23 protein-coding genes are annotated in these 21,963 nt (G+C 68.7%); 5 read left to right on the top strand and 18 right to left on the bottom strand.

Going from position 1 to position 21,963, the window contains the following annotated elements:
* Positions 1–63: 63 nt before the first annotated feature.
* Entirely contained in the window at positions 64–1,218 is a 1,155-nt protein-coding gene (gene alr, locus ACN6PJ_RS18335; protein WP_427997269.1) for an alanine racemase, read from the top strand.
* A 71-nt stretch (positions 1,219–1,289) separates the two neighbouring features.
* On the opposite strand, the gene ACN6PJ_RS18330 is transcribed toward alr, so the two are convergent.
* Positions 1,290–3,758, bottom strand: a complete 2,469-nt coding sequence (locus ACN6PJ_RS18330; protein ID WP_427997268.1) for an MFS transporter — start codon at positions 3,756–3,758, stop codon at positions 1,290–1,292.
* A gap of 109 nt (positions 3,759–3,867) precedes the next feature.
* On the opposite strand from ACN6PJ_RS18330, the gene ACN6PJ_RS18325 reads away from it, so the two are divergent.
* The 4 genes from ACN6PJ_RS18325 (at position 3,868) to ACN6PJ_RS18310 (ending at position 8,531) form a co-directional block, all read left to right on the top strand.
* Positions 3,868–5,871 (top strand): SpoIIE family protein phosphatase, encoded by a 2,004-nt coding sequence (locus ACN6PJ_RS18325; RefSeq protein WP_427997267.1) that lies wholly within the window; start codon positions 3,868–3,870, stop codon positions 5,869–5,871.
* Positions 5,868–7,025 carry an ABC transporter substrate-binding protein gene (locus ACN6PJ_RS18320; protein WP_427997266.1) on the top strand — a complete coding sequence of 386 codons (1,158 nt, stop codon included), beginning with the start codon at positions 5,868–5,870 and terminating at the stop codon, positions 7,023–7,025. The genes ACN6PJ_RS18325 and ACN6PJ_RS18320 overlap by 4 nt, the downstream gene beginning before the upstream one ends.
* Before the next feature lie 144 nt (positions 7,026–7,169).
* Positions 7,170–7,742: a hypothetical protein gene (locus ACN6PJ_RS18315; RefSeq protein WP_427997265.1), complete on the top strand. Its 573-nt coding sequence runs from the start codon at positions 7,170–7,172 to the stop codon at positions 7,740–7,742.
* A 177-nt stretch (positions 7,743–7,919) separates the two neighbouring features.
* Positions 7,920–8,531 carry an RNA polymerase sigma factor gene (locus tag ACN6PJ_RS18310; protein WP_427997264.1) on the top strand — a complete coding sequence of 204 codons (612 nt, stop codon included), beginning with the start codon at positions 7,920–7,922 and terminating at the stop codon, positions 8,529–8,531.
* Positions 8,532–8,544: 13 nt separating this feature from the next.
* On the opposite strand, the gene sctC is transcribed toward ACN6PJ_RS18310, so the two are convergent.
* From sctC to sctE, 17 genes are all read right to left on the bottom strand, one after another.
* Positions 8,545–10,446 (bottom strand): type III secretion system outer membrane ring subunit SctC, encoded by a 1,902-nt coding sequence (gene sctC / locus ACN6PJ_RS18305; protein ID WP_427997330.1) that lies wholly within the window; start codon positions 10,444–10,446, stop codon positions 8,545–8,547.
* A 47-nt stretch (positions 10,447–10,493) separates the two neighbouring features.
* Positions 10,494–10,892, bottom strand: coding sequence for a CesT family type III secretion system chaperone (locus ACN6PJ_RS18300; RefSeq protein WP_427997263.1), 399 nt, complete (start codon positions 10,890–10,892; stop codon positions 10,494–10,496).
* Positions 10,889–11,947, bottom strand: coding sequence for a type III secretion system export apparatus subunit SctU (sctU, locus tag ACN6PJ_RS18295; RefSeq protein WP_427997262.1), 1,059 nt, complete (start codon positions 11,945–11,947; stop codon positions 10,889–10,891). Before sctU ends, ACN6PJ_RS18300 begins: the two co-directional genes overlap by 4 nt.
* Positions 11,944–12,744, bottom strand: coding sequence for a type III secretion system export apparatus subunit SctT (sctT, locus tag ACN6PJ_RS18290; protein ID WP_427997261.1), 801 nt, complete (start codon positions 12,742–12,744; stop codon positions 11,944–11,946). The genes sctU and sctT overlap by 4 nt, the downstream gene beginning before the upstream one ends.
* Before the next feature lie 15 nt (positions 12,745–12,759).
* Positions 12,760–13,026 (bottom strand): type III secretion system export apparatus subunit SctS, encoded by a 267-nt coding sequence (gene sctS, locus ACN6PJ_RS18285; protein WP_043544872.1) that lies wholly within the window; start codon positions 13,024–13,026, stop codon positions 12,760–12,762.
* A 7-nt stretch (positions 13,027–13,033) separates the two neighbouring features.
* A complete protein-coding gene (sctR, locus tag ACN6PJ_RS18280) occupies positions 13,034–13,705 on the bottom strand; it encodes a type III secretion system export apparatus subunit SctR (RefSeq protein ID WP_427997260.1) in 672 nt (223 codons plus the stop codon).
* On the bottom strand, positions 13,702–14,703 hold the full coding sequence (sctQ, locus tag ACN6PJ_RS18275) for a type III secretion system cytoplasmic ring protein SctQ (RefSeq protein ID WP_427997259.1): 1,002 nt from the start codon (positions 14,701–14,703) through the stop codon (positions 13,702–13,704). Before sctQ ends, sctR begins: the two co-directional genes overlap by 4 nt.
* Positions 14,704–14,797: 94 nt before the next feature.
* Positions 14,798–15,358, bottom strand: a complete 561-nt coding sequence (locus ACN6PJ_RS18270) for a hypothetical protein (RefSeq protein WP_427997258.1) — start codon at positions 15,356–15,358, stop codon at positions 14,798–14,800.
* On the bottom strand, positions 15,355–15,861 hold the full coding sequence (sctO, locus tag ACN6PJ_RS18265) for a type III secretion system stalk subunit SctO (RefSeq protein WP_427997257.1): 507 nt from the start codon (positions 15,859–15,861) through the stop codon (positions 15,355–15,357). Before sctO ends, ACN6PJ_RS18270 begins: the two co-directional genes overlap by 4 nt.
* Positions 15,858–17,189, bottom strand: coding sequence for a type III secretion system ATPase SctN (sctN, locus tag ACN6PJ_RS18260; protein WP_427997256.1), 1,332 nt, complete (start codon positions 17,187–17,189; stop codon positions 15,858–15,860). Before sctN ends, sctO begins: the two co-directional genes overlap by 4 nt.
* Before the next feature lie 18 nt (positions 17,190–17,207).
* Positions 17,208–17,846: an HrpE/YscL family type III secretion apparatus protein gene (locus ACN6PJ_RS18255; RefSeq protein ID WP_427997255.1), complete on the bottom strand. Its 639-nt coding sequence runs from the start codon at positions 17,844–17,846 to the stop codon at positions 17,208–17,210.
* Positions 17,816–18,478, bottom strand: a complete 663-nt coding sequence (locus ACN6PJ_RS18250) for a SctK family type III secretion system sorting platform protein (protein ID WP_427997254.1) — start codon at positions 18,476–18,478, stop codon at positions 17,816–17,818. Before ACN6PJ_RS18250 ends, ACN6PJ_RS18255 begins: the two co-directional genes overlap by 31 nt.
* On the bottom strand, positions 18,475–19,308 hold the full coding sequence (sctJ, locus tag ACN6PJ_RS18245; protein ID WP_427997253.1) for a type III secretion system inner membrane ring lipoprotein SctJ: 834 nt from the start codon (positions 19,306–19,308) through the stop codon (positions 18,475–18,477). Before sctJ ends, ACN6PJ_RS18250 begins: the two co-directional genes overlap by 4 nt.
* Positions 19,308–19,721: a type III secretion system inner rod subunit SctI gene (gene sctI, locus ACN6PJ_RS18240; RefSeq protein ID WP_427997252.1), complete on the bottom strand. Its 414-nt coding sequence runs from the start codon at positions 19,719–19,721 to the stop codon at positions 19,308–19,310. The genes sctJ and sctI overlap by 1 nt, the downstream gene beginning before the upstream one ends.
* A gap of 46 nt (positions 19,722–19,767) precedes the next feature.
* Positions 19,768–20,142 carry a tetratricopeptide repeat protein gene (locus ACN6PJ_RS18235; RefSeq protein WP_427997251.1) on the bottom strand — a complete coding sequence of 125 codons (375 nt, stop codon included), beginning with the start codon at positions 20,140–20,142 and terminating at the stop codon, positions 19,768–19,770.
* Between the two features lie 87 nt (positions 20,143–20,229).
* Positions 20,230–20,691, bottom strand: a complete 462-nt coding sequence (locus ACN6PJ_RS18230; protein ID WP_427997250.1) for a tetratricopeptide repeat protein — start codon at positions 20,689–20,691, stop codon at positions 20,230–20,232.
* 34 nt (positions 20,692–20,725) lie between these two features.
* Positions 20,726–21,949, bottom strand: a complete 1,224-nt coding sequence (sctE, locus tag ACN6PJ_RS18225; RefSeq protein ID WP_427997249.1) for a type III secretion system translocon subunit SctE — start codon at positions 21,947–21,949, stop codon at positions 20,726–20,728.
* Positions 21,950–21,963: the final 14 nt, after the last annotated feature.

The following is a 21,963-nucleotide window of genomic DNA, read 5'->3' as shown; positions in this document are numbered from 1 at the left end:
CAAAACGGGCCCAACTGTCACTCATGCATGGACTGCGCGCCGGTTGCGCGACGCCTTGCACTGATGCCGCCCGTGAACGCCCCCTACCGACCGGAAGGACTGACCGCCCGTCCCCTGCACGCCCGCATCGATGCGGGCGCCGTAAGCCACAACCTGGCGCGCCTGCGCGCCGCGTTGCCGGCGGGCTCCGGCGGCCCCAGGCTCTGGGCAACGGTGAAGGCGGACGCCTACGGGCATGGCCTTGCGCGCATCCTGCCCGCGCTGCGCGCGGCGGACGGACTGGCGGTGCTGCACTTGAACGAGGCGCGCGCCTGCCGCGCGATCGGCTGGAATGGCCCCATCCTCGTCTACGGCGGGCTCTATTCGCCGGCGGATGCGCTGCTGCTCGACTCGCCGGGCCTGCACCTCGTGATCACGCATGCCGCCCAGCTCGAATGGCTAGCGCAGGCTCCGCTCGCCGCGCGTCCGGCCATCTGGCTGCGCTACGCCGGCGACATCCACCACACCGGCTTTTCGGCGGACGACTACCGTCCCGCATTCGAGGCGGCCGCCGCTCTTGCCCGCCGCGGCCTCGTCGGGGAAATCGGGCATCTGAACCATTACGCCCGCGCCGATGAGGCCGACGGCGTGGGCGCGGCGGACGCCGCCTTCCGCCAGGTGATCGCGGACCTGCCGGGTCCGGTGTCGACCAGCAACTCGGCCGCCCTGTTACGGCATGGCGAACTGGCGGCGGGCACGCAATGGGTGCGCCCTGGATTGGCGCTCTACGGCGCCAGCCCCTTTGCCGATCGCAGCGCCGCGCAGCTGGACCTGCGGCCCGCAATGTCGCTGCACTCGCAGATCGTGGGCATACAACGCGTGCAGGCCGGCGCGGGCGTGGGCTACAGCGGCGCGTTCCTCGCGCCCTCCGCCACCACGGTGGGCATCGTCACCTGCGGCTATGCGGACGGCTATCCGCGCCACGCCCCCACCGGCACGCCGGTCGTCGTCGACGGCGTGCGCACGCGGCTGCTGGGGCGCGTATCGATGGACATGATGGCCGTGGATCTCGGGCCGGTCCCGCATGCCTGCATCGGCGCCGCCGTCACACTATGGGGCGCCTGCGGGCTGGCGGTGGAGGAAGTGGCGGCCTCGGCCGGCACCATCGCCGCCGAGCTGCTCACGGGCTTGAGCGCGCGCGTGCCGGTGCAGCTGGCCTGCCGGGACGCGGGGCCTTGAGCGGCAGCGCGCGCGCCGGGCGCTGCCCAGGCGCGCCCTCCTGGGCAGCGCCCGGCCCGGGCGGCGGGGCGTCAGGACGCGCCGTCCCTGGGCCGGGCGGGCGCCAGCATCAGGAACAGCAGCGTGGCGCACAGATAGATGATGCCGGTGGCCGCCAGGCCCGCGCCCATGCCCGCGGCCCCGAACATGGCGCCCACCACCAGCGGCCCCGCCATCTGGCCCAGCTTGTCGGCCGCGCGCATGACGCTGGTGGCTCCGGCGGCGCCATAGCGCTGCACGTCCGGCAGCGCCAGCATGTAGGGCGCTTGCGATGCGCCCGCGAAGCAGCTGGCCAGCGCCAGCAACAGCACGGCCGCGGCGGCGGCCAGCAGGCCGCTGTTGAAATACAGGCCCAGCATGCCCACGCTGCCGACCAGTCCTCCCAGCACGATCCAGCTTTTCTTGATGCGGCTGCGGTCCACCACGCGGCCCATCAGCGGCCCCACGTAGATCACGCAAAGCCCGTAGATCATCAGGACCCGCCCGATGCTGGATGCCGCCACCCCCTCGGCTTCGAGATACAGCGGCAGCGCGAACGACAGCAGGCCCACCTGCGCAATCGAAAAGGGAATGACGCTGCCCAGCAGCAGCAGGCCGAAGTCGCGGGTGCACAGCAGCCGCAAGGTATCGGACAGCCGGGCGCGCGTGCGCGCCGCCGCCCGCGCCGCCCGTCCGCGGCCGCGGTCCATGTACGGCCGCATCAGCACCAGCACGCCGGCCAACGGCAGCGCCAGCATCGCCGCGCCCACGCCGAACACGGCGCGGAACCCCGTCTGCTCCATCAGCATCGCGCCCACCGCGGCGCCGGAAAGGTGCCCCGCGAACAGGCCGGCGATCACGCCGGTCATGTTGCGGCCGCGATATTGCGCGGGGCTGCGCGTGACGATGAAGCCCTGCAGCCCCATCCAGGTCAGGCCATACCCCAGGCCCACCAGACCGCGCGCCGCGCTGAACATCAGCAGATTGTCCGCCGCCGCGCAGGCCAGCATGCCCGCGCACGACACCGCCAGCCCCGCCAGCACAGGCACCTGCCAGCCCTTGCGGTCGGTCAGGCTGCCGGCGAGCAGCGAGGTCAGCAGGCCGCATCCCATCTCGACGGAGATGGGCAGCGCCAGCAGAAGATTCGCCGGCAGATCCAGTCCGCCGGCCGGCAGGCTGCGCGCATACAGCGGCAGAAAGCCCAGCGGCAGCGCCCAGGCGAACAGGAAGCCGAACATCACGGGCCGGGCGATGCGTCCGATCTCGGACTCGTCATCGGGCCCGACGCGGCTGCCGTCGGGCAGGGTCGCTCGCGCGGCAAAGGCGCGGTTCATCAGCAGCGACAGCAACAGCAGCATCTCGATGGCGGCCACCAGCGCCACCGCCACCACGGTCACGGCGTCCAGCGCCCGGCCGCGCACGCCCGCCGCGATCACCTCGTCGGACAAGCGCAGCACCAGATCGCCCCGCGCCCGGGGATTGGGATTCGACGCGCCGAGCGGCAGCACCAGGGTAAGGTCGTCGGAACGCGGACGCGCTACCGGCAGGCCCGCCACGTCCAGCGCGCCCTTTGCGTCGGCGCGGCTCAGCACGCGGCCCGCGCCATCCACCAATTCGATCTGCGACACGGCGGGAAAGGTCGCCGCCAGGCGCGAGAATGGCGCGTCCACGCCACGCAGCCGATCCAGCGTCAGGCCGTAGCCGAGCACCCGGTTCAGATCGCGCTGCAGGCCTTCGGCCAGCAGGCCGACATTGTTGCGCGTGACTTCCAGCCAGCCCGAACGGAACGTGGAGATCGTGTAGGCGGCATAGACGCCCTGGGCCAGCATCAGCGCCAGCAGCGGCACGACGAAACGCGCGCGGCCGCCGGCGGCAAGAGAGGTCAGCGGCACCAGGTACTTGAACACGGCCGCCAGGCCCAGGCCCACCAGCGCGGTGACGGCCAGCAGCACCTGCAGGTTGTCCACGATCAGCCTGCGGCTGGCCTCGCCGTCCTTGGACGCAGACAGGACCACGGCGCCGGCGACATTGCCGCCCGCGCCCGCCAGGGGCACGGCCAGCGTCACCGTGCCGTCGGCCGCCGACATGAGCGCGCCGGACGCGCGCCGCGCCGCGTGCTTGTCGCGGCCCGCCGCGGGATCCAGCGCCTGCGCGAGCGCGGCCGCGCCTTCGGGCAATTCGCCCTGCACGGCCAGCGTCCGGCCGTCGGCCCGCAACACCGCGGCGCCAAGCAGGTCGCGCGATCCCGATACGCTGTCCTGAAGGCCGTCGCGCAGGCCGAAGTATTGCTCCAGCGGCTTGCCCAGCCGCAATCCGTTTTCGATATTGCCCGCCGCCCGGCGGGCGATGACTTCCACGCGGTCGGCGGTGGTGTCCACCACCAGCCGGTTCAACGCGGACAGGCTCAATGCGCCGATCAGCGCTTGGGCCAGCAACAGGACGGCCAGGCAGGCCAGCGTGACTTCGAGTACCGGGCGGCGTCTCAGTCCTTCCAGCACGATTTGAATAGGCTCGCTACGCATGAGGCTGAAACACCGCAAAGTATTTACACACGGGCGACAATGGTATTTACAATTAATGCAATTTGCATCTTTTTTTACACCCTCACGCTCCTCCACCGCCTCCAAGTCCATGCCCGCCAGGTCGCTGCGTAGCAAGATTTTTCTTCTGGTCGTAGCGCTTCTTCTGGCGGTGGCCGCGTTCGTGATGCTGACGACGCAGCGCAATGTCACGCGCACGGTGATGAACAGCGAGCACCACGCCGTCAACAACGTGATGGAGCTGGTGCTGCGCGATGCCGAGGCCCGCTGGGGCGCGCTGCTCGCCGACAAGATCACGACGGTGCGCAGCGGCCGCCGCCAACTGATGCAGACGGGCACGGTGGTTGCGGCCGCGCTGAATTCCTACGCCGACATGGCCGAGCGCGGGCTCATGACGCCCGGCGCGGCGCGCGGCATGGCGCGCGCCTGGATCAACCGCCTGAAGCTTGACGACCGCCGCTACGCCTTTGTCTACGACGCCGATTTCCAGGTGGTGGCCAGCGGCAATCCCGACATGATCGACCGCGACCTGTCGCAGCTGTCCGACTTCAAGAACCGTCCCCTCGCCCAGGCCCTGTACGAAGAAAGCCGCAGCTCCGGATACGGCTTCGCCATCTACCGCTGGCCGCCGTCCGCGCAGCGCGGCGACAGCGAGACGCGCTACGCCTACTTCGGCTACTTCCGGCCGTGGAACTGGGTTTTCGTCATCACGGACAGCGCGCAGGACGTCATCGACCAGATCCAGACGCGCCGCGAACAGATGGAAAACTCGGTGCGGGGCATGCTATCCAAGCTGACGCTGGCGCAGTCCGGCTTCATCTTCATCACCGCCGACGATGGCCGGATGGTGGTGCCCCTGCCCGAACGGCGGGCAGGCCTGCTCGACGCCCGCGACGGCAAGGGCGAAACGCTGCGCAGCCTGCTGGCCCGCCAGGACGCGGGCGGCAAGCCGCAAAGCCTGCGGTTCGACGGCGGCGGCGGCCCCTGGCAGATCGACAGCGCGCGCTTCGCGCCGCTGGGCTGGACCCTGGTGACCGCCGTGCCGGAAAGCGACCTGACCGCGCCCGCGCGCGAACTGCTGAACCGCCAGGCCCTGATCTTCGCGGGCATGATGCTGGTGGCCCTGGTCTGCGCCTGGCTGGTGGCCGCGCGCATCGTTCGACCGCTCGAAACGCTGACCCGCTATGCCCGCCAGCTGCCCGAACAGGACCTGACGGCCGCGGCCAGCGTGCCGGCGCACATCGCCGCGCTGCCGGACAAGCACAAGGACGAAGTCGGCCGGCTCGCCGCCTCCTTCCTGTTCATGAACGACAAGCTGCGCGAGAACGTCGCCCGCCTGATGCGCGAGACCACCGCGCGCGAACGCTTCGAAAGCGAGCTGAACATCGCCCGCGCGATCCAGCTGGGCCTGCTGCCCGTGCCCCTGTCCAGCGCCACGCGCGACCAGATCGACCTGAACGCGGTAATGCTGCCTGCCAAGGAGGTGGGCGGGGATCTCTATGACTACTTCACGCTGCCCGACGGACGCCTGTGTCTGGCCATCGGCGACGTGTCCGACAAGGGCGTGCCCGCCGCGCTGTTCATGGCGGTGACCCGCACGCTCATCCGCGCCACGGCCGAAGATGAAACGGATCCGGCGCTGATGATGCAGAAGATCAACAACCGGCTCTCCGAGAACAATCCCAACATGATGTTCGTCACGCTTCTGCTGGGCGTGCTGGACCTGACCACCGGCGAATTGCAGTGGGCCAACGCGGGCCACCTGCCGCCGGCGGTAGTCGGCGCAGACGGCGCCGTGCGCCTGCTGGAAGGACGCAGCGGCCCCGCGTGCGGCGTGCAGGAAGGCCTGGAGTACCGCGGCCTTTCCGCCGTGCTGGCGCCCGGCGAAATGCTGGTGGGCTACACCGACGGCATTACCGAGGCCGTCGATCCGAACAACGCCCAGTACGGCGATCCGCGCCTGCTGGCCGTCCTGTCCAATCCCCCCGTGCCTTCGGCCAAGCTCTCCAAACGTCTGCTCGAGGACGTGCAGGCCTTCGCCGACGGCGCGGAACAATCCGATGACATCACATTGATCGTGATCCGCCGCCCATGAAGAAATCGCTGCCCACTCTTATGCTCTGCCTGGCCTTGCTGGCGCCCTCGGCGAGCATGGCGCAGACGGCCGCGACGCCCGCCGCCCAAGTGTTTCCGACCAAGCCCGCGGCCAAGCCCGACGGCGCGAAGTGGCGCATCGGGTACTTCGAGAGCGGCGACTACAGCGAGTACCCCCGCACGCTCCGGGTCACCGTCGAAGGACTGCAGAAACTCGGCTGGCTCAGCCTGCCCGCCATGCCCGACGGCCTCAACGGCCGGCAGATGTGGGATTTCCTGGCCGACAACGTCCGCAGCGACACGCTGGAATTCGTGCGCGACGCCTGGTGGCAGCCGGGCAATTTCGACGCCGCGCGGCGCCCCGCGGTGCGCGACGCCATCAAGCAGCGCCTCACGGCTCGGCGCGACATAGACCTCATCATCGCCATGGGCACCTGGGCAGGCCAGGACATGGCCGCCATGGGCACGCCCGTGCCGACCGTCGTGGCCTCCACCAGCGACGCCATCGGCGCGCGCATCACCCGTTCGGCCCAGGACAGCGGGCAGGACAACCTGCACGCGCGCGTCCAGCCCGAGCGCTATCAGCGGCAGGTGCGCCTGTTCCACGAAATCGTGCCCTTCAAGCGGCTGGGGCTCGTCTACGAAGACAGCCCGGAAGGCCGCACCTACAGCGCCGTCGCGGCCGTGGAACAGGTGGCCCGCGAACAGCATTTCGAGGTGCTGTCCTGCAATGCGCCGTCCAACGGCGTTTCGCCCGAGGTCGCCACGCGCAATGCGGTGGAATGCTATGCCAAGCTCGCGCCGCAGGTGGACGCCGCCTACGTGACCGTGCACCGGGGCGTGACGCCGGCGTCCATCGACACCGTGGCCGAGATCCTCCGCCAGGCGCGGGTGCCCAGCTTTGCGATGCTGGGATCCGAGGAGGTCAAGCACGGCCTGCTGTTGAGCCTGGCGCAGGCCGACTATTCGTACGTGGGCCTGTTCTACGCCGAAACGATGGCGCGCATCTTCAACGGCGCCAAGCCGCGCGAGCTGTCCCAGGTATGGATCGACCCGGCCAAAATCGCGCTGAACCTCGAAACGGCGCGCGTGATCGGCTTCGATCCGCCCGTGGATATCCTGCTGGCGGCGGACGAAGTCTACGAGGCGCAGTAACCCCGTGTTTCGTCCCGGCCGGCGCAATGACATAGAATAAGGCGCGTGCTCGGCCGTGGAACTAAAGTAGACCTTGGGTTACTCACGCACAGGGTCGTAGGACCGCCACGGCCACGTATCGGACACGCCGGATTTCTTGGCTGCATGACAATTTCATCGGTTACCCCTTCGTCGCCATTCATTTCCCTGGATGCCTTCGCCAAAGCGGCGGAAGGCGGCCAGGACGTTTACGTCGATATAGCGGGCGGCAAGCTGCAAGTGCTGGGCACGGGCACCACGCCCGGCGGCCGCAGCGTGGCCTGGGTGGCCCCCGATGTCGACACGACCGCAATGTTTGCCCAGACGCTGGCGCAGAGCTATGGGCAGGGCATCGCCAGCGCCGTATCGCGCGAACTCGGTTTGGAACCCAACCCCGGCAAGCCCCTGTCGGCGCGTACCGTGGCCGCCGCCATCGATATGGCCGAAACCTCCAGCCATGCCCTCTCGGGCGTGGACTTCATGACGCGCCTGGCCACTTCCGCCGCGGGCAACACCCCGGCATTCCAGCAGGCTTGCAAGGACGCGGGCGTTCAGCCCGCGGCCCTGGACGCCGAGCGCCGGGCCGCGCTGGACCAGGCCATGGAGGCCCGCTTCGACCAGGCGGCGCGCTCGGGGCAAAGCCCGGTCGCCCTCGCGACCGCCGCCGGCTGGCTGCGGGACCTGCTCAAGGCCCTCTAGTTTCCGTCAGGCGGAACCTGACGGATATCACTTACTTGTTTTTACATATCTAGCCGTATAAAGCCGAATTTTGGCCCAATATTTCCATTTTCGAAATATTGTGACGGAGTTAAGCTGCCATAATTCGTCATTTCGGTAGTAACTAGTAGCTTAAGACACGTTTCTTTTCGCCGCCCCATGACCTACCCCAGCGACAGCAAACCCGCTTCCTCCGAGGTGGACATGCCGCCCATTCGCTCCGACGAAGAAGGGCCGGGCTGGGACCCGGGCGACGAATACCTGCTGCGGGACCTGGTGCGCGACCATTCCAGCCGTTTGCAGCGCTTCATCATCAAGCACATCGGCAATACCAGCGAAGCCGAGGACCTGGCCCAGCAGGCGTTCGTCGAGGCGGCCCGCTCCTACCGCAATTTCCGCGGCGAGTCGCAGCTGTCTTCCTGGCTCTACGGCATCGCGCTGAATCTGGTCCGCAACCACCTGTCGCGCGCCCCCGAACGGCGCCATGCCTTCGTCAGCGACAGCGTGCTGGAAGAACAGGCGTCATCCGCGCTTTCCCCCGACCGCGTCCTGGAGCAGAACCAGACCATGGCCCTGCTCCAGGAGTCCCTGGACGAGCTGCCCGAAAACATGCGCGACATCCTTCTCATGGTCGGGCTGGACGACATTTCCTACGAAGAAGCCGCCGCGCTGCTGACGGTGCCCATCGGCACCGTGCGCAGCCGCCTCTCCCGCGCCCGCTCGGCGCTGCGCGAAAAGCTGGCGCAGAAGGGCCTGCGGCTGGACGGCTGAACCGCCCCTTGCCCTACGGCGCCCGGCCCGTGCCCGGCGCGGCCACCGGTTGTACCTGGATGACCGGCCCCTGGGTAGCGTTCGACTTGCCCTCCAGGATGGGCTCCATCGCGGGCGAGACCTGCAGCCACTCCGATGCCCGCACCGGCCCGCCGCTGGCGCGCACCGTCACATTCGGCTCGAACAGCACCCGCGTGCGCTGGCTCTGCGCCAGATCCAGGTACTGGCCCGCCGTCATGGGCCTGTCCACGCCGCCCCAGGTCGCGTTCAGCATGGGCGCGGTGTTCGACGCCGCGCCGGGCGTGCGCACCACCTCGCCGTTGACCGCGACTACCCTGGGCCGGATCAGGAACAGACGCTCGCGGCGCTGCACCGTCTTGGACTTGTTGGAGAAGAAGATGCCCAGGCCCGGGATGTCTCCCAGGAACGGCACCTTGTCGACCTGTTCGCTGTTCTGGCTGCTGTTGTAGCCGCCGATCAGCAGCGTCTGGTCGTTGCCCACGACGGCCAGCGTGCTGATGTTGCTCTTGCGCACCGTGGGCAGGTTGTCGATCTGGCGCTCTTCCTGGATGCGCCCGTCCTCGATGTCCACGGTCAGCTCGACGCGCGCGCCGTCCCGCGATTCGATGTGCCGCGGCGTGACCCGCAGCGACGTGCCCACCGTGACCGGCGTCACCGTGGCCACGCGCTCGCCGCGCGTCTGGATATAGAACGTGTCCGACAGGTCGATCATGGCGCCCAGGTTGTCCGCCGTCAGGATCGACGGCTGCGACAGGATGTTGGCCTGGCCCTTGGTCTGCAAGGCGCGCAGCCGAGCCACCAGGTTGGTGCCCACGCTGACGCCGATCGTGCCGGGCGACAGCCCCGCGGTGCCGTCCACCGGCAGGCCGCCGCTGGGCGCCAGCGCCAGGTTGCCGTAGCCGAAGCTGGCCGAGCCCGCTCGGGCTCCCCAGTTGACGCCCAGCTCGTTCACCAGATCCGAGTTCACGTCCACGATCATCGCCTCGATCTCGACCAGCGTGCTGGGCAGATCCAGCTGTTCGATCAGGCTGCGATAGATGGGGATGCGGTCCGGGATGTCCTGCACGATGATGGCATTCAGGCGCGCATCTGCCTGCACGGTCGGCTCGCGCAGGCGCAGACCCGGCTTGCCGACCAGGGCCGGCGCCTGCATGCCCGCCGCCGCCAGAGTCGGCGCGCTGTCGGCGGCGGGACCGCCATTGACCTGTGGAAAGGCCGGCGGGTTGTCGCGCAGCGGCGCGGCAATGGCGGCCAGCGTTTCATTGTTGTTCCCGCCTCCGCCCCCCGTGATCAGGTTGCGCAGCACGGTGGACAGGCCCGGCGTCACGACCTTCTGGTCGCGGTAGCTGATGGTGCGGTCGTTGACCGAAGCGTGCTTCAGGCGGAACACCGCAACCTGCTGGCCGCCGGCGCCCATCGGCAGCGCGGCGACGGTGCGCTCGACCAGATCCACATAACCGGGCGGGCCCGACACCAGCGCGATGCCCTGATCGGGCAGTTCGCCCCAGCCGAAGCGCGGGTCCAGGATGCCCAGTTGCACCAATGCCTGGCGCAAGGCGCTGATGGAGCTGCCCATGGCGCTGACCGAGCGCGTCTTCATGTCGTTCGTGCGGCTGACGAAGAGCGTGCCCGCATAGACGAACCAGTTGAAGCCGTAGACGCCGCCCAGGCGGTCCAGGAATTCGGTCGGCGTGTTGGCGTTGAACTTGCCGTTGACCGTGCCCGTGACGTTGGGCCCGATCTGCAGCGACAGGCTGAAGCCGCCGGCGAACTCGCGCAACAACGTTTGCAGGTTTTCTTCGCGCGCGTAATAGCTATAAGGCACATTGGGCCAGTTCGGCGCCGCCTGCGCGCCGCCCGCCAGGCCCAGCGACAGCGCGGTCGCCAGAATCATCCGCTTCAACACTCTATCTCCTCGGGTAACGGTCCCGGATATCTTGTTCATGCCAGCCGCCGCAGCGCGCCCGCCCAGAAAGACAGGGCGTTGGCGAAGGCGCCCAAAGCCTCGTCCAGCGCCAGCGCGCTGCTGCCGGGCCTCAATGTCTGCTGCAGCCACAATGCCCTGCCCTGCGGATCCACGACGCAGGCGGCCGCATGACGGCTCAACATGCCCGCGGCCAGCTTGCCGGTCTCGCGCGCCAGCGCGTCGCGGGCGGCGCCCTCTTCGGGAAGCGCGCACAGGCGGCAGGTCAGCGCCAGCCAGCCGTCCGGCGCCGCCTGCAGATGCACGCGGTAGGTATCGTCGATCACGACGGTGAGCCGGCCATCGGCGCGGACAGGGGCCGGCAGGCCATGGCGGCTCGCATAGGCCGAAATCAGGGGATGTGGGACGGATGTCATGGTTGCTGTTCCGGATCGGCGGCCATCTTGCGCACCAGCCGCAGCACTTCGGCAACGGGTTCGATGAGCTCGCTCGGGATGTATTGGTCGGCTTGCGCGTCGGCCATCAACGCGCGCGCCAGCGGAATGTTCTGCATGATGGGCACGCCCGCCTCGCGCGCGGCCCGCATCATCTGCTCGGCCAGCGCGCCCTCGCCCTTGGCCAGCACCACGGGCAGCGGCGTTTCGTCGGGTTCGTAGTAGATGGCGATCGCCAGGTGCGTCGGGTTGGTCACCAGCACCGAGGCCTTGCGCGCGCTCGAAACCGCGCCGTGCATCACCATTTCCTGGTGCAGGTGCTTGCGCTTGTGCTTGATGTGGGGGTCTCCCTCCATCTCCTTGAATTCCTGCTTGATCTCTTCCTTGCTCATCATCAGCCCCTTGCGGTACTGCATGCGCTGCCAGACGAAGTCGGCCAGCGAGATCACCACGTAGGCGAACGCGATGTTCACCACCAGCGTGCGCATCATGCCGCCCACGCCCGCTTCCAGCCCGGCCAGGCCGCTATGCGGCACGGCCATCAGCTCCGGGAGCGCATCGCGCACAACCAGGGTGACCAATACGGAAAGAAATGCGATCTTGACGATGGACTTCAGCAGTTCGACCAGATTCTTTTTCGAGAAGATGTTCTTCAGATTGGCCATCACGTTGAGCTTCTTGGCCGAAGGCTTGAGCTTTTCGAAGGCCAGCAGCACGCCCACCTGCAGGAACTCGGAGAACATACCGACGATCAGCACGATCAGCACGAAGGGCAGCACCAGCGTCACCGCCTCGCGCAGCGCCGCGTCCAGCGCGACGGGCAGCGCCCGCTCGAACGGCATGCCGACGAGCGTGGCAGGCAGCAGGATCAGCCGCCCCAGCGACTCCACGATGCCGTGCGCGTTGCCCAGCATGTAGCCGAACAGCGCAAGCACCAGCAAGGTCTGAGTGAAGTCCTTGCTGTGGGCGACGTCGCCCTTCTGCCGGGCCTCGCGCAGCTTCTTTCCAGTGGGCTGTTCTGTCTTTTCGCCGCTCATGGCGCCCGCCATTGGTTGTCGAGAAAAGGCAGCGCGGAACCGATCTGGCCGGTGGCCTCGGCGGCGTACTCGAACAGCGTGCTCATGTAGAGCACCATCACCAGCAGCGCCAGCGCGCTCTTGATGGGCATGGCCAGGAAGAACACCTGCAGCTGCGGCGCAAAACGGCTGACCAGGGCCAGCCCCACTTCGGCCAGGAACATGGCCACGATCGCCGGCGCGGCGAACAGCAGCGTCAGCCGCAGGAAGCGGCCCAGCTGGTCCAGCATCAGCGGGACGCTTTCCCTGCGCAGCGTGGGCGCCCAGTCCCACAGGTCCCAGAGCCGGAAGCTGTCATACAGCATGGTCAGCATCAGCGCGAAGCCCCCGCCCACCAGAAAGAACACCATGAAGGCCTGGTTGAACAGAATGCCCATGGGCGAAGAGTCGTTGCCCGTGGCCGGGTTGATCGTCGCGCCCAGGCTGGCGCCGCGCTGGTTGTCGACGACGAAACCCACTGCCTCGAAGATCCAGAACGGGATGGCCACCAGAAAGCCCATGACCATGCCGACGAACACTTCCTTCACCACAAGCAGCGCAATGTCCAGCGTGCCCAGTTCCATGACCGCGTAGCGCGGCGCCAGCGCCGGCACCAGCACGATGCCGATGGCGGCGCACAGGGCGTAGCGCAGCATGCCCGGCAGCAACTGCCGGTTGAACAGCGGCAGCATCGCGCACAGCGCCAGTATCCGGGGCTGCGTCAATGCCAGCGTGCCCAGGAAGACTTTTGCCTCTGCGTAGGTGATGCCCGAGATCATCTGTGCGCGCCGCCCCTAGTGGATTTTGTAGAAGAGGTCGAACACGGAGACCGTGAAGTTATAGAGCTCGGCGCTGAGCCAGCGCGCCGTGAGCAGGATGGTGGCGAACACGGCGATCAGCTTCACCGCGAACGACAGCGTCTGCTCCTGGATCTGGGTCAGCGCCTGGAACAGCGAAAACAGGGTTCCCACGATGGCCGCCACCGCGATCGGCGGCAGCGACAGCCACAGCACCAGGTACAGCGCCTGGGTCATGTAGGAAACGAGATCGACGGTAGCCATGGCGCGCTCAGCCGTAGGACAGGACCAGGCCCTGGATCAGCCGCGTCCAGCCGTCGACCATGACGAACAGGAACAGCTTCAGGGGCATGGAAATGGTGACCGGCGACACCATCATCATGCCCATCGCCAGCAGGATGTTGGACACGATGAGATCGATGATGACGAAAGGCAGGTACAGCAGGAATCCGATCTGGAAGGCGGCGGTCAGTTCGGACACGAGGAAGGATGGGATCAGCACCAGCAGATCGTCTTCCTTCAGGTTGCGGGCGGCCTGCTCGCCCCACAGGCCGCGCGCCGTGCGCACGAAGAAATCCCGCTGCTCGGGCCTGCTGTTCTTCAGCATGAAGCCGCGCATGGGCTCCGCGCCCCGCGCCACCGCATCCATGATGCCCTCCAGCCGGTCGGGCGCCGGAGCGCCCGGCGCCACGGCGGCCGGCGGCGCCCGCAACTCGTCCCCGATCTGCATGACCACCGGCCCCATCACATAGGCGGACAGGATCAGCGCCAGGCCGTAGAGCGCCATGTTGGGCGGCACCTGCTGCACGCCCAGGGCGTTGCGCACCAGGGTCAGCACCACGGCGATCTTGAGGAAGGACGTCGTCATGACGGCGGCCAGCGGCACCAGCGCCAACAGCGCCAGGACGACGGCCAGGCTGATGGGATCCGCTCCCCCGCTCATGCGCCGGCCTTGCCCAGGCTGCGCAGGGTCACGCCGATCCTGCCGTCGATCTCCACCAACTCGCCCGTGCCCACGAGCGCCCCGTTGGCGCGCACGATCACGGGCCCGTCCGCCAGCGGGCGCTCCAGGTCGAAGGTTTCCCCCGGCTGCAGCAGGCGCAGTTCGCCCAGGGTCAGTTGGCGTTCGCCCAGTTCGAACGTCAACCGCACGGGTATCGCGTCCATATCGAACGGGGCGCTGGCGCCGGACTCGGCATCCGCCGGCAGTTGAGGCGTCTCGGTCATAAGGGAAGTCCAGCCTTGGGTAACGAGGTAAGAGGATTGTTCGCGGCGCACGCGCAGGCCCTGCCCGCCCGCCGTCAGCCACAGTTCGCCTTCCGGAGACACCAGGTAGTGGTCGAGGAAGATGGTGTCGCGCGGCCGCAGGCCGCGCAGTTCGGAGGCCGGCAGGTCCGTCCAGCCCAGGCGCGCGCCGACGCGCACCGGCACCGCGTCCAGGTCGAGGCCGTTGCCGGCCGGCTCGGCGCGGCCGACCAGGTTCGCCAGCAACATCAACCCCAGCCCATCCGTGTCCAGGGAGGCATGGACGGTGTCGCCGTTGGCCGGGTTGAGGGCGGCGATCGTCCAGGATTGGGGCAGGTCCGTGGACGCGCCGCCGAGGCCCACCACCCGCGCCGGGCCGCCGGGCGACGCTGCGTTCAGCGCCGCCATCGCCTCGGCCAGCAGCGCCTCGATAGCCGTGGCGATCAGGGGCTCGGGCACGGCGCCCGGATCGATGCCAGGCAGGCGGGCCCTCAGCCAGGCATCGATCGCCGCAGGCGGCAATCCCAGCCGCAGACGGGCGCCGGCCCATTCCAGATCGGCTGACAGGCTTGCCGACTGGCGCACCGCGTCGGGCACGCCCGGCGTGAAACCGAGCCGCCAGGCAGCGGATTCAGCTTGCGCGCCGGCAGGCGGCGTCAGCGTGATCCGCAGGTCGGCGCCATGATGCGCGATCAAGCTGCGGGCGCGCGCTACATTGCCGCTCAGGCGCGGCAATGGATAAGAATGAAGAGAGGGTTGCGTGCTGGCAGTCATGGGGATACAGGGGTAGTCAGCGGACCGGCGCCGCGGCATCGGTCTCCGCCAGGCAAGGGTCTTCCGGGTCGTCCGTACTCACCCGCAGCCGCGTCGGCCGGTCCAGGCTTGCCGCCAGCTGAGCCGCCAGCTCGGGCGCCATGGCGCAAAGGCGTTCGCGCGAGCGCTCGTTGGCGCAAATGAAATCGGCCACGCAGCGGCCTTCTTCTTCGTAGACCGACACGCTGACGCCCGGCAGCACGTCGTCCTTCAATTCCACGCGGACCTGCCGCCGGCCGTTGCTGCCGTCGGCCACCAGCAGTTGCTCGGCGCTGTCGCTCAAGGCCCGGGCCAGGCCCTGCGCCTGGCCGCCGGCCGGCGCGGCGCCAGGGGCCGCCGCGCCGAAGAGCGAGAACGGCGAAGGCGCGGCCGCCGGCGCGGGAGCCGTCTCGGTCTCGCTTTTCGACATGGCACGGTCGAAGGCCTGGCGGTCGGCGTCGCTCGCCTGGCGGCCCGCGGCGTGGCCGTCGGAATTCGACAGCGTTCCCATGCCCTGGGGAATGGCCGTTTCCAGCCCGATGCGTCGGTCCATGCTCATGCGGGTTCGAACTCCTCGTGCTGCTCCCAGTCTTCGCGGTCGCGCGACACCGAGGCGGCCTCTTCCATTTCCAGGTCTTCCTTCTGCTCCAGCGCCTTCATGTGCTCGTCCAGGTGGATGCGCGCCAGCTCCACGAACTTTCCCGTCAGACGCACGGCCAGCTGGTGCTGCTGGCGGCTGACCGCCAGCGCCTGGGCCTCCTCGTCCAGCCGGCGCCCGGCGGCCTCGACCGCCTGCTCGTGCCTGCGCTCGCCCTCGCGCAGCCCCGCCACGTCCTGCAGGACGGTCTCGATCTCTCGCACGCGAACCACCCGGCTGCACAGGTCGCGGTACAAGGCCTGTTCATGCCTGACCGCCTCGTTCCGGAAGGACGCCAGCGCCGCTTCGGACGCGCGCCTGGCGGCGTCCGCCTCGGCGTGGCGCAGGCGCTGCCGGGACACGGCGATCTCGGCCTGGCCTTCGCGGAAACGCTTGATCGCCAGCAGCTCGTCGAACACGCTCATTGCGCCCCCACGATTTCAGTCATGCGCGCCAGGGCTTCGGCCAGGGTCGCGCGCTCGTCGGTGCGTTGGCGCAGAAAGGTATTGATCGCGCCGATCCTGTCGATGGCCTCGTCCGTGACGGCGTCCCCCCCGCGCTTGTATTCGCCGATCTTCACCAGCAGCTCCACCTCCTGGTACTTGGCCATCAATTCGCGCAGCCGGCCCGCCGCCCGCTTGTGCTCGGGCGTGATGACCGCGTTCATCACTCGGCTGGCCGAGGCCAGCACGTCGATGGCGGGATAGTGGTTGGCCGCGCCCAGCTTGCGAGACAGCACGATATGGCCGTCCAGGATCGAGCGGGTTTCGTCGGCGATGGGCTCGGTCATGTCGTCGCCCTCCACCAGCACGGTGTAGAGCGCGGTGATCGAGCCGTGCTCGTTCATGCCCGCGCGTTCCATCAGCTTGGGCAAGGTCGCGAACACCGAAGGCGGATAGCCGCGGCGGGTCGGCGGCTCGCCCGCGGCCAGGCCGATCTCGCGCTGCGCGCGCGCGAAACGGGTCACGGAATCCATCAGGAACAGCACGCGCTTGCCCTGGTCCCGGAAGTACTCGGCGATGGCCGTGGCCACGTATGCCGCCTTGGCGCGCTCCATCGAGGACTTGTCGCTGGTGGCGCAGACGATGACGCTCTTGCGCCGGCCCTCGCGGCCCAGCTCGTGCTCCAGGAACTCGCGCACCTCGCGGCCGCGTTCGCCGATCAGCGCCACCACGGTCACGTCCACGTCCGCGCCCTTGACCAGCATGCCCATGAGGGTGGATTTGCCGCCGCCCGCCGCCGCGAAGATGCCCATGCGCTGGCCCTCGCCGCAGGTCAGCACGCCGTCCAGCGCCCGCACGCCCAGCTCCAGCGGCTGGGCGATGATGCGGCGCTTCAGCGGATCCGGCGCTTCCGCGAACACGGGATAGAACTTGCTGGCTTCCAGCGGGCCGAGCTCCGCCTCGTCCAACGGGCGGCCCAGTCCGTCCAGCACCCGGCCCAGCAACCCCGGGCCCACGGGCACCATGTGCGCACGGCCGGTCGGAATGACTTCGGTGGCGGTGGAGATGCCGTACATATCGCCGATCGGCGTGAGCAGGGCCGCATCGCGCGCGAAGCCCACCACCTCGCCCTTCATCTCGAAATCCTCTCCCGGGTTGCGCAGGATGCAGACCTCGCCCACCTTCACCGTGGGCACCACGGCCTTGATGATGGTGCCGATCACCTGCGTGACCCGCCCCTTGATCCTCAAGGTAGGCGTGTCCTGGAGCGCAAGCTCCATCATCTCGGCGATGTAGTCGAACTGACGCATGATCAGGGCCTGCCCATGCTAAACCCGGCTGCCCAGCGTGCGCTGGAAGGCCTGGCGCAGCGCCTGGATCTGGCCCTCCAGGCTGGCCTCGACCATGCCGATCTCGCTTTCCAGGATGCAGGCGCCGCGCGCCAGCCGGCCGTCGGCCAGGATGTCCAGGTAGCCCACGCCCGGATAGGCGGCCAGCAGGTCGTTGATCTGTTCGCGCACCGTATCCACCTCCGCCGGGTGCAGGCGCAGGGTCATCTGCTTCTGGTTGCGCACGACGGCCAAGGCATTACGCACGACCACCATCACCTTCTCGCGATCGTCGAAACCGTCCACCACCTTGCGCACGGCGGCCATCACCAGCTCCACCATCTCGTTCTCCACGCCCGCGAAATATTCCACCGTGCGGCCGACCGTCTCTATCATTTTCTCGGCCTGGTCCAGCAGCGCGGACTCGCGCCCTTCTTCATAGCCGCGCTTGCTCTCCTGTTCGAATGCCGCCCGGGCCCCGCCGACGATCTCGTCGGCCTGCTCGCGCGCCCGCGCCAGCAGATCTTGCGCGCCGGCCCAGGCCGCATGGTCGTCGGCGCGCAGCACCCGCGCGGCGGGGTCGACGCGGCCGGCCAAGGTGCGAGGCGTCAGCGGATCGCGGGAAATGAGGAATGCCATGTGGGATCCGTGTTCTTCAGTATCGACAGCCCGAGCGACAAAGCATCGGCCGCGGTCAGGGGGGAATCGTGGGCCGGCAGATCGGGCAATTTCAGTTCGGCGCGCAGCCGCAGCTCGGGACCGCCGCCGCTCAAGGCGGCGCGCAAGGCGCCGTGGCCCAGCGCATCGACCGCGGCGGCGGCCTGCTCGATCGGCCATGCCGTGCTTTCGGCGATGCCGGCGTGCAAACCCGCGGCCGCGCGGCGCGCGAAATCCATCAGGTCGGCGCCCAGGCTGGCGATCAGCAGCCGCACTTCGTCGCCTGCGATGGCGCGGCGCAGGCGAGGGCCGCAAAGCACGGCGCCCAGTCGGCGCGCGCACAACGCCAGCGCATCCGGCGTCAGGAGCGCCAACGCCAGTTCGGGCCGGCCAGCGTCCGTTACCGGGCGGTCGAGCAGACCGAGACCGCGCAGGATGTCGCGCGACCAGTGGCGGTGCCAGGCGGCGTCCAGGGCAGGCGCGCGCGCCATCGCATCCAGCGCCGCGGCCGGCGCGAACGCCGCGTGCCGGCTGGGGTGCAGGGTGCGGCTGGGCAGCTGGTTGAACTCGACCAGCCGCCTGTCCAGCGCGCTTGCCGCCGGCGCCATGATCATCGGACCTCGCCCACGGGCTCGCGGCGCTCGGCCCTGGCGCGCGCCGGCATGCCATAGCGCCAGAGCAGCCAACCCACCGCGCCGGCCAGGGCCAGCACCAGCAGGGCCAGCGCAACCAGCCAGGCGGTCAGCACGCCCGACGATCCGTCCGCGACCTCGATGCCCAGCACCTGGCGCATTGCGCCGCCGGCAGGGGCCGCGGCGGCCGGCTGCGCCGACACCAGCGCGATCGAGACACGGTCTTCGGTCAGGCCCGGAATGGCATGGGTGACCAGCTTGCGGATCTGCGGCTGCAAGGCGTCCAGGTTGTAGCCCGCCTGGTGCTTGATGAACACCGCCGCGGTAGATGGCGTGGTGGTCTCGCCCACGCCGCCGCGCTCGGGCAGCACCACGTGCACGCGCGCCGCCAGCACGCCGTCCATCTGAGACAGCGTATTGGTCAGTTCCTGCGACAGGGCGTAGATGTAGCGGGCCCGTTCTTCCAGCGGCGAAGACACCAGGCCTTCCTTGCGGAATATCTGCCCCATGCCGTCGAAACGCTCCCGCGGCAGCCCCCGCGCGCGCAGGATGTCCAGCGCGCGCGCCACCTGCTGGCCGTCCACCGACACGGCCACGCCTGTCTTGGTAACCGCCTTCTGCGCCGAGATGCCGGCATCCAGCAGCACCGACAGCACCTCATTGGCCTCGCTTTCGTTGGCGGCCGAGAACAACTCGACCCGCGAGCCGCAGGCGGCCAGGGCCAGCGTCAGGCCGATCGCGAGCAGCCGCAGGGCCGTCACGCCGCGCCTGCCGGCGCGGACGAAAAGGGACAAACTGGAAACTTCCCGCATCACGACATCCTGACCAGCGAATCTATATTCTGCGTGGTGCGCGACACCGCCTTGCCCACCATTTCATACTGCACGGATACCTGCAGCAGGTCTGCCTGCAGGCGCATCATTTCGGCCACGGAAGGCTGCGAGGAGATGGCGTCCATCCGGCTCGATATGCCCTGCCACTTTTCCGAATACTCGGTGGTGGTGCTGCGCAGGCTGGCCAGTATCTGGTTTCCCAGGGTCTGCGGCGCGGCGTCCACCGGCGCCGCGAAGGCCGATTGCAGCGCCGACTGCAGCCCCGTCAGGGCAGGCGCCGCGGCCTCGGGCGCGTTCATGACCGCATTGAAACGTTCGGTGGCCAGCGCCGCGGGCGGCGTCGGCGTGGACAGTATGGGCGGCAAGGCGGCCGAAAGCGCTGCGATTTCCATGTACGCTAGCTCCAAAGTCGATGATCACAAGCAGGCTCGGCGCGCGTCATGCGCCCTCCTGCGGCAAGCCCAGCAACGCGCGCGCCAGGCGCGCGCCCTCTCCGTCGCCGTGGGCGATCGCTTCCAGCAGACGCACGCTTTCCTGGTTGCGTCCGGCCAGTTGCAGCGCGAAGCCGCGCCATGCGTCCAGCAGCGGCCTCTCGGCCGGGTCGGCGGGCATGGCGCTCTCCAGCAGGCGCACGGCGTCCGGCGCCCTGCCGGCATTCAGCCAGGCGACGGCAAGCCCGATCAAGGGGTATGCCTGTCCGGGGCGCAAGCGCCTCAGCGCGGAAAAAATCGCCTCGGCGCGGACGACATCGCCCGCGCCGGCGGCCAGAAAGCCGATTTCCGACAGCATCCTGGCGTCGTCCGCCAGAAGCACAACAGCCGTCTCCTGGGAGACGGCTTGGGCCACGGGGGCATGGGCCACAGCGGGCCTGGGGGGTGAAAGCGCGCTATCGTCCATGCTTCAAGACACGGCCTCCCGCATGATCAGTTGCAGCAGCGCCTGGGCGCGCTTGCGCACGTCCGCCGGGATGCCGGGCGTGCACAACAGTTCCAGCGTGCGGCGCGCCTGATCCAGCTGCTGGCCGGCCATCTGGCATTCGGCGACGCGCAGGGCGGCGTGCCACGAATCCGGATACAGGGTCAGCACCAGCGAATAGATCGTGATGGCTTCCTCGGAGCGGCCCAGCATCTGCAGGCACACCCCCAGCCCCACCAGGTAATGCTTGCGGGTCGGACCGTACTGCGCCAGGAACGCGAACACCGGCAGCGCCTGGGCATACTGTTCCTGGGCGACATGCGCGTACGCCAGCGCATACACCACCTCGAGCTGCTCGGCGGTCAGGCGGCCCGCGGACGGCAACCCTTCGAGCCCCTTGAAAAGCGCCTCGCCAAACCCGTCCCGTTGAATTGCGCTGTCGGCCATCTTCTTTCCTTGTTGCGTTGCCATGCGCGGGGCGTCAGACCGCCATCCGCTTGCCGATGTTCGCAGTGATCTGCGACATGCTGTCGGCGGCGCCGTTGATCATCTGCGACACCATGCGCAGGCCCTCTTCCATCTGCTTGATCACTTTGGTGATCTCTTCCTGGGCCTCTTCCATCCTGGCCTGGAGCTTGCGCGTGATGGCGTCCAGCTCCTTCTTGTCGGCCTGGATGTTGTCGGCTTCGTTCTTCGTCTTGGCGACCGAGATCTTCACCGCGCCTTGCGCCACCTGCGTCACGCCCTGCGTGGCCTGCCCGACCGCCGCCAGCACGCGCGAGGCGGTGCTCACCGTGTTTGCGCCGCCCGAGGCGGCGATGGTCACGGCCCCCATCGTGACGGCCGCCGCGATCGCAAAGGCCATGGTCAGCGCCATAGTGGTCTTCGGATCGGCCCCCGCCAGCTCGGCGATGCCTCCGGCCAGGCCGCCCAGCAGGCCCGGCTCGATCATCAGCAGGGCGGGCGACGCCAGCCCCACCAGCCCGGCGACCACCTTGCCGATGCGCTGCGCCGTTTCCTCGTCGACGCCACAGGCCTGCAGGAATTTGCTGGCGACGGTCGTCATGAGATTGCTCAGGCTGATCTCGGGTCCGCCGCACTCCTTGGATATCTGGTCCGCCAGCGCGATCGTCGAGCCGACCAGGCCCATTACCGCCAGGGCGAGCAGCGGCGCGGCGGCGCCGCCGGTGACCACCGACCCCGCAGACAGCGCGACCACGGCGATGGCCGAGAACACCACCGCGGCGATCTTGCCGATCCAGCCGAAGATCTTGCCGAGAATCCCCTTGCTGGCGGCTTCCTCGCATTTCTTGACGTAGTCCTGGATCTTCTGCAGCTGCGCCTCGTTGTTCTTCTCCATCTTGGTCCGCGCGGAAGCCAGGTTCTCCTTGGCGCTGGCGATCTGCGCGGCATCGGACTTGGACCGGATGCTGCGCAGCAGATCGATCATGTCGTTCGGGGAGAACGATTGCGGCGGCGGCTCCAAGGCGGGCGCGCCGTTGCCGTTGAACATGGCGTCTCCGCGGCCGGCCGCGGCGCCTTTGGCGTCGGGCAGCGAACCCGCCATGCCCATGAAGGTATCGAGCAGTTCGCGGACCTTGGCGGTCGCCTGCGCGGCCTGGGCCGCCGATGCGCCCGCGTCGCCCGGCAGGCTGGCGCCCGGCGGCAGCGCGGGATTGCCGATACTGGGAGAAATGGAATTCATGTCGTTATCCCCTT

The organism is Achromobacter sp., from assembly GCF_050285585.1.
Lineage (GTDB): Bacteria > Pseudomonadota > Gammaproteobacteria > Burkholderiales > Burkholderiaceae_B > Achromobacter.
Note: the sequence above shows the minus strand (reverse complement) of the source record. Positions and strands in the feature narration are given on the sequence as shown.

Coding starts and splice junctions, on each gene's coding strand:
- sctE (WP_427997249.1), bottom strand. CDS start 21,949: ATGAATTCCATTTCTCCCAGTATCGGCAATCCCGCGCTGCCGCCGGGC.
- sctT (WP_427997261.1), bottom strand. CDS start 12,744: ATGATCTCGGGCATCACCTACGCAGAGGCAAAAGTCTTCCTGGGCACG.
- ACN6PJ_RS18250 (WP_427997254.1), bottom strand. CDS start 18,478: ATGATCATGGCGCCGGCGGCAAGCGCGCTGGACAGGCGGCTGGTCGAG.
- ACN6PJ_RS18325 (WP_427997267.1), top strand. CDS start 3,868: ATGCCCGCCAGGTCGCTGCGTAGCAAGATTTTTCTTCTGGTCGTAGCG.
- ACN6PJ_RS18270 (WP_427997258.1), bottom strand. CDS start 15,358: ATGAGCATGGACCGACGCATCGGGCTGGAAACGGCCATTCCCCAGGGC.
- ACN6PJ_RS18230 (WP_427997250.1), bottom strand. CDS start 20,691: ATGGCCGACAGCGCAATTCAACGGGACGGGTTTGGCGAGGCGCTTTTC.
- sctN (WP_427997256.1), bottom strand. CDS start 17,189: ATGCGTCAGTTCGACTACATCGCCGAGATGATGGAGCTTGCGCTCCAG.
- sctU (WP_427997262.1), bottom strand. CDS start 11,947: ATGAGCGGCGAAAAGACAGAACAGCCCACTGGAAAGAAGCTGCGCGAG.
- ACN6PJ_RS18330 (WP_427997268.1), bottom strand. CDS start 3,758: ATGCGTAGCGAGCCTATTCAAATCGTGCTGGAAGGACTGAGACGCCGC.
- sctS (WP_043544872.1), bottom strand. CDS start 13,026: ATGGCTACCGTCGATCTCGTTTCCTACATGACCCAGGCGCTGTACCTG.
- ACN6PJ_RS18300 (WP_427997263.1), bottom strand. CDS start 10,892: ATGACATCCGTCCCACATCCCCTGATTTCGGCCTATGCGAGCCGCCAT.
- sctC (WP_427997330.1), bottom strand. CDS start 10,446: ATGATTCTGGCGACCGCGCTGTCGCTGGGCCTGGCGGGCGGCGCGCAG.
- ACN6PJ_RS18310 (WP_427997264.1), top strand. CDS start 7,920: ATGACCTACCCCAGCGACAGCAAACCCGCTTCCTCCGAGGTGGACATG.
- sctI (WP_427997252.1), bottom strand. CDS start 19,721: ATGGAAATCGCAGCGCTTTCGGCCGCCTTGCCGCCCATACTGTCCACG.
- alr (WP_427997269.1), top strand. CDS start 64: ATGCCGCCCGTGAACGCCCCCTACCGACCGGAAGGACTGACCGCCCGT.
- ACN6PJ_RS18315 (WP_427997265.1), top strand. CDS start 7,170: ATGACAATTTCATCGGTTACCCCTTCGTCGCCATTCATTTCCCTGGAT.
- sctJ (WP_427997253.1), bottom strand. CDS start 19,308: ATGCGGGAAGTTTCCAGTTTGTCCCTTTTCGTCCGCGCCGGCAGGCGC.
- sctR (WP_427997260.1), bottom strand. CDS start 13,705: ATGAGCGGGGGAGCGGATCCCATCAGCCTGGCCGTCGTCCTGGCGCTG.
- ACN6PJ_RS18255 (WP_427997255.1), bottom strand. CDS start 17,846: ATGGCATTCCTCATTTCCCGCGATCCGCTGACGCCTCGCACCTTGGCC.
- sctO (WP_427997257.1), bottom strand. CDS start 15,861: ATGAGCGTGTTCGACGAGCTGCTGGCGATCAAGCGTTTCCGCGAAGGC.
- ACN6PJ_RS18320 (WP_427997266.1), top strand. CDS start 5,868: ATGAAGAAATCGCTGCCCACTCTTATGCTCTGCCTGGCCTTGCTGGCG.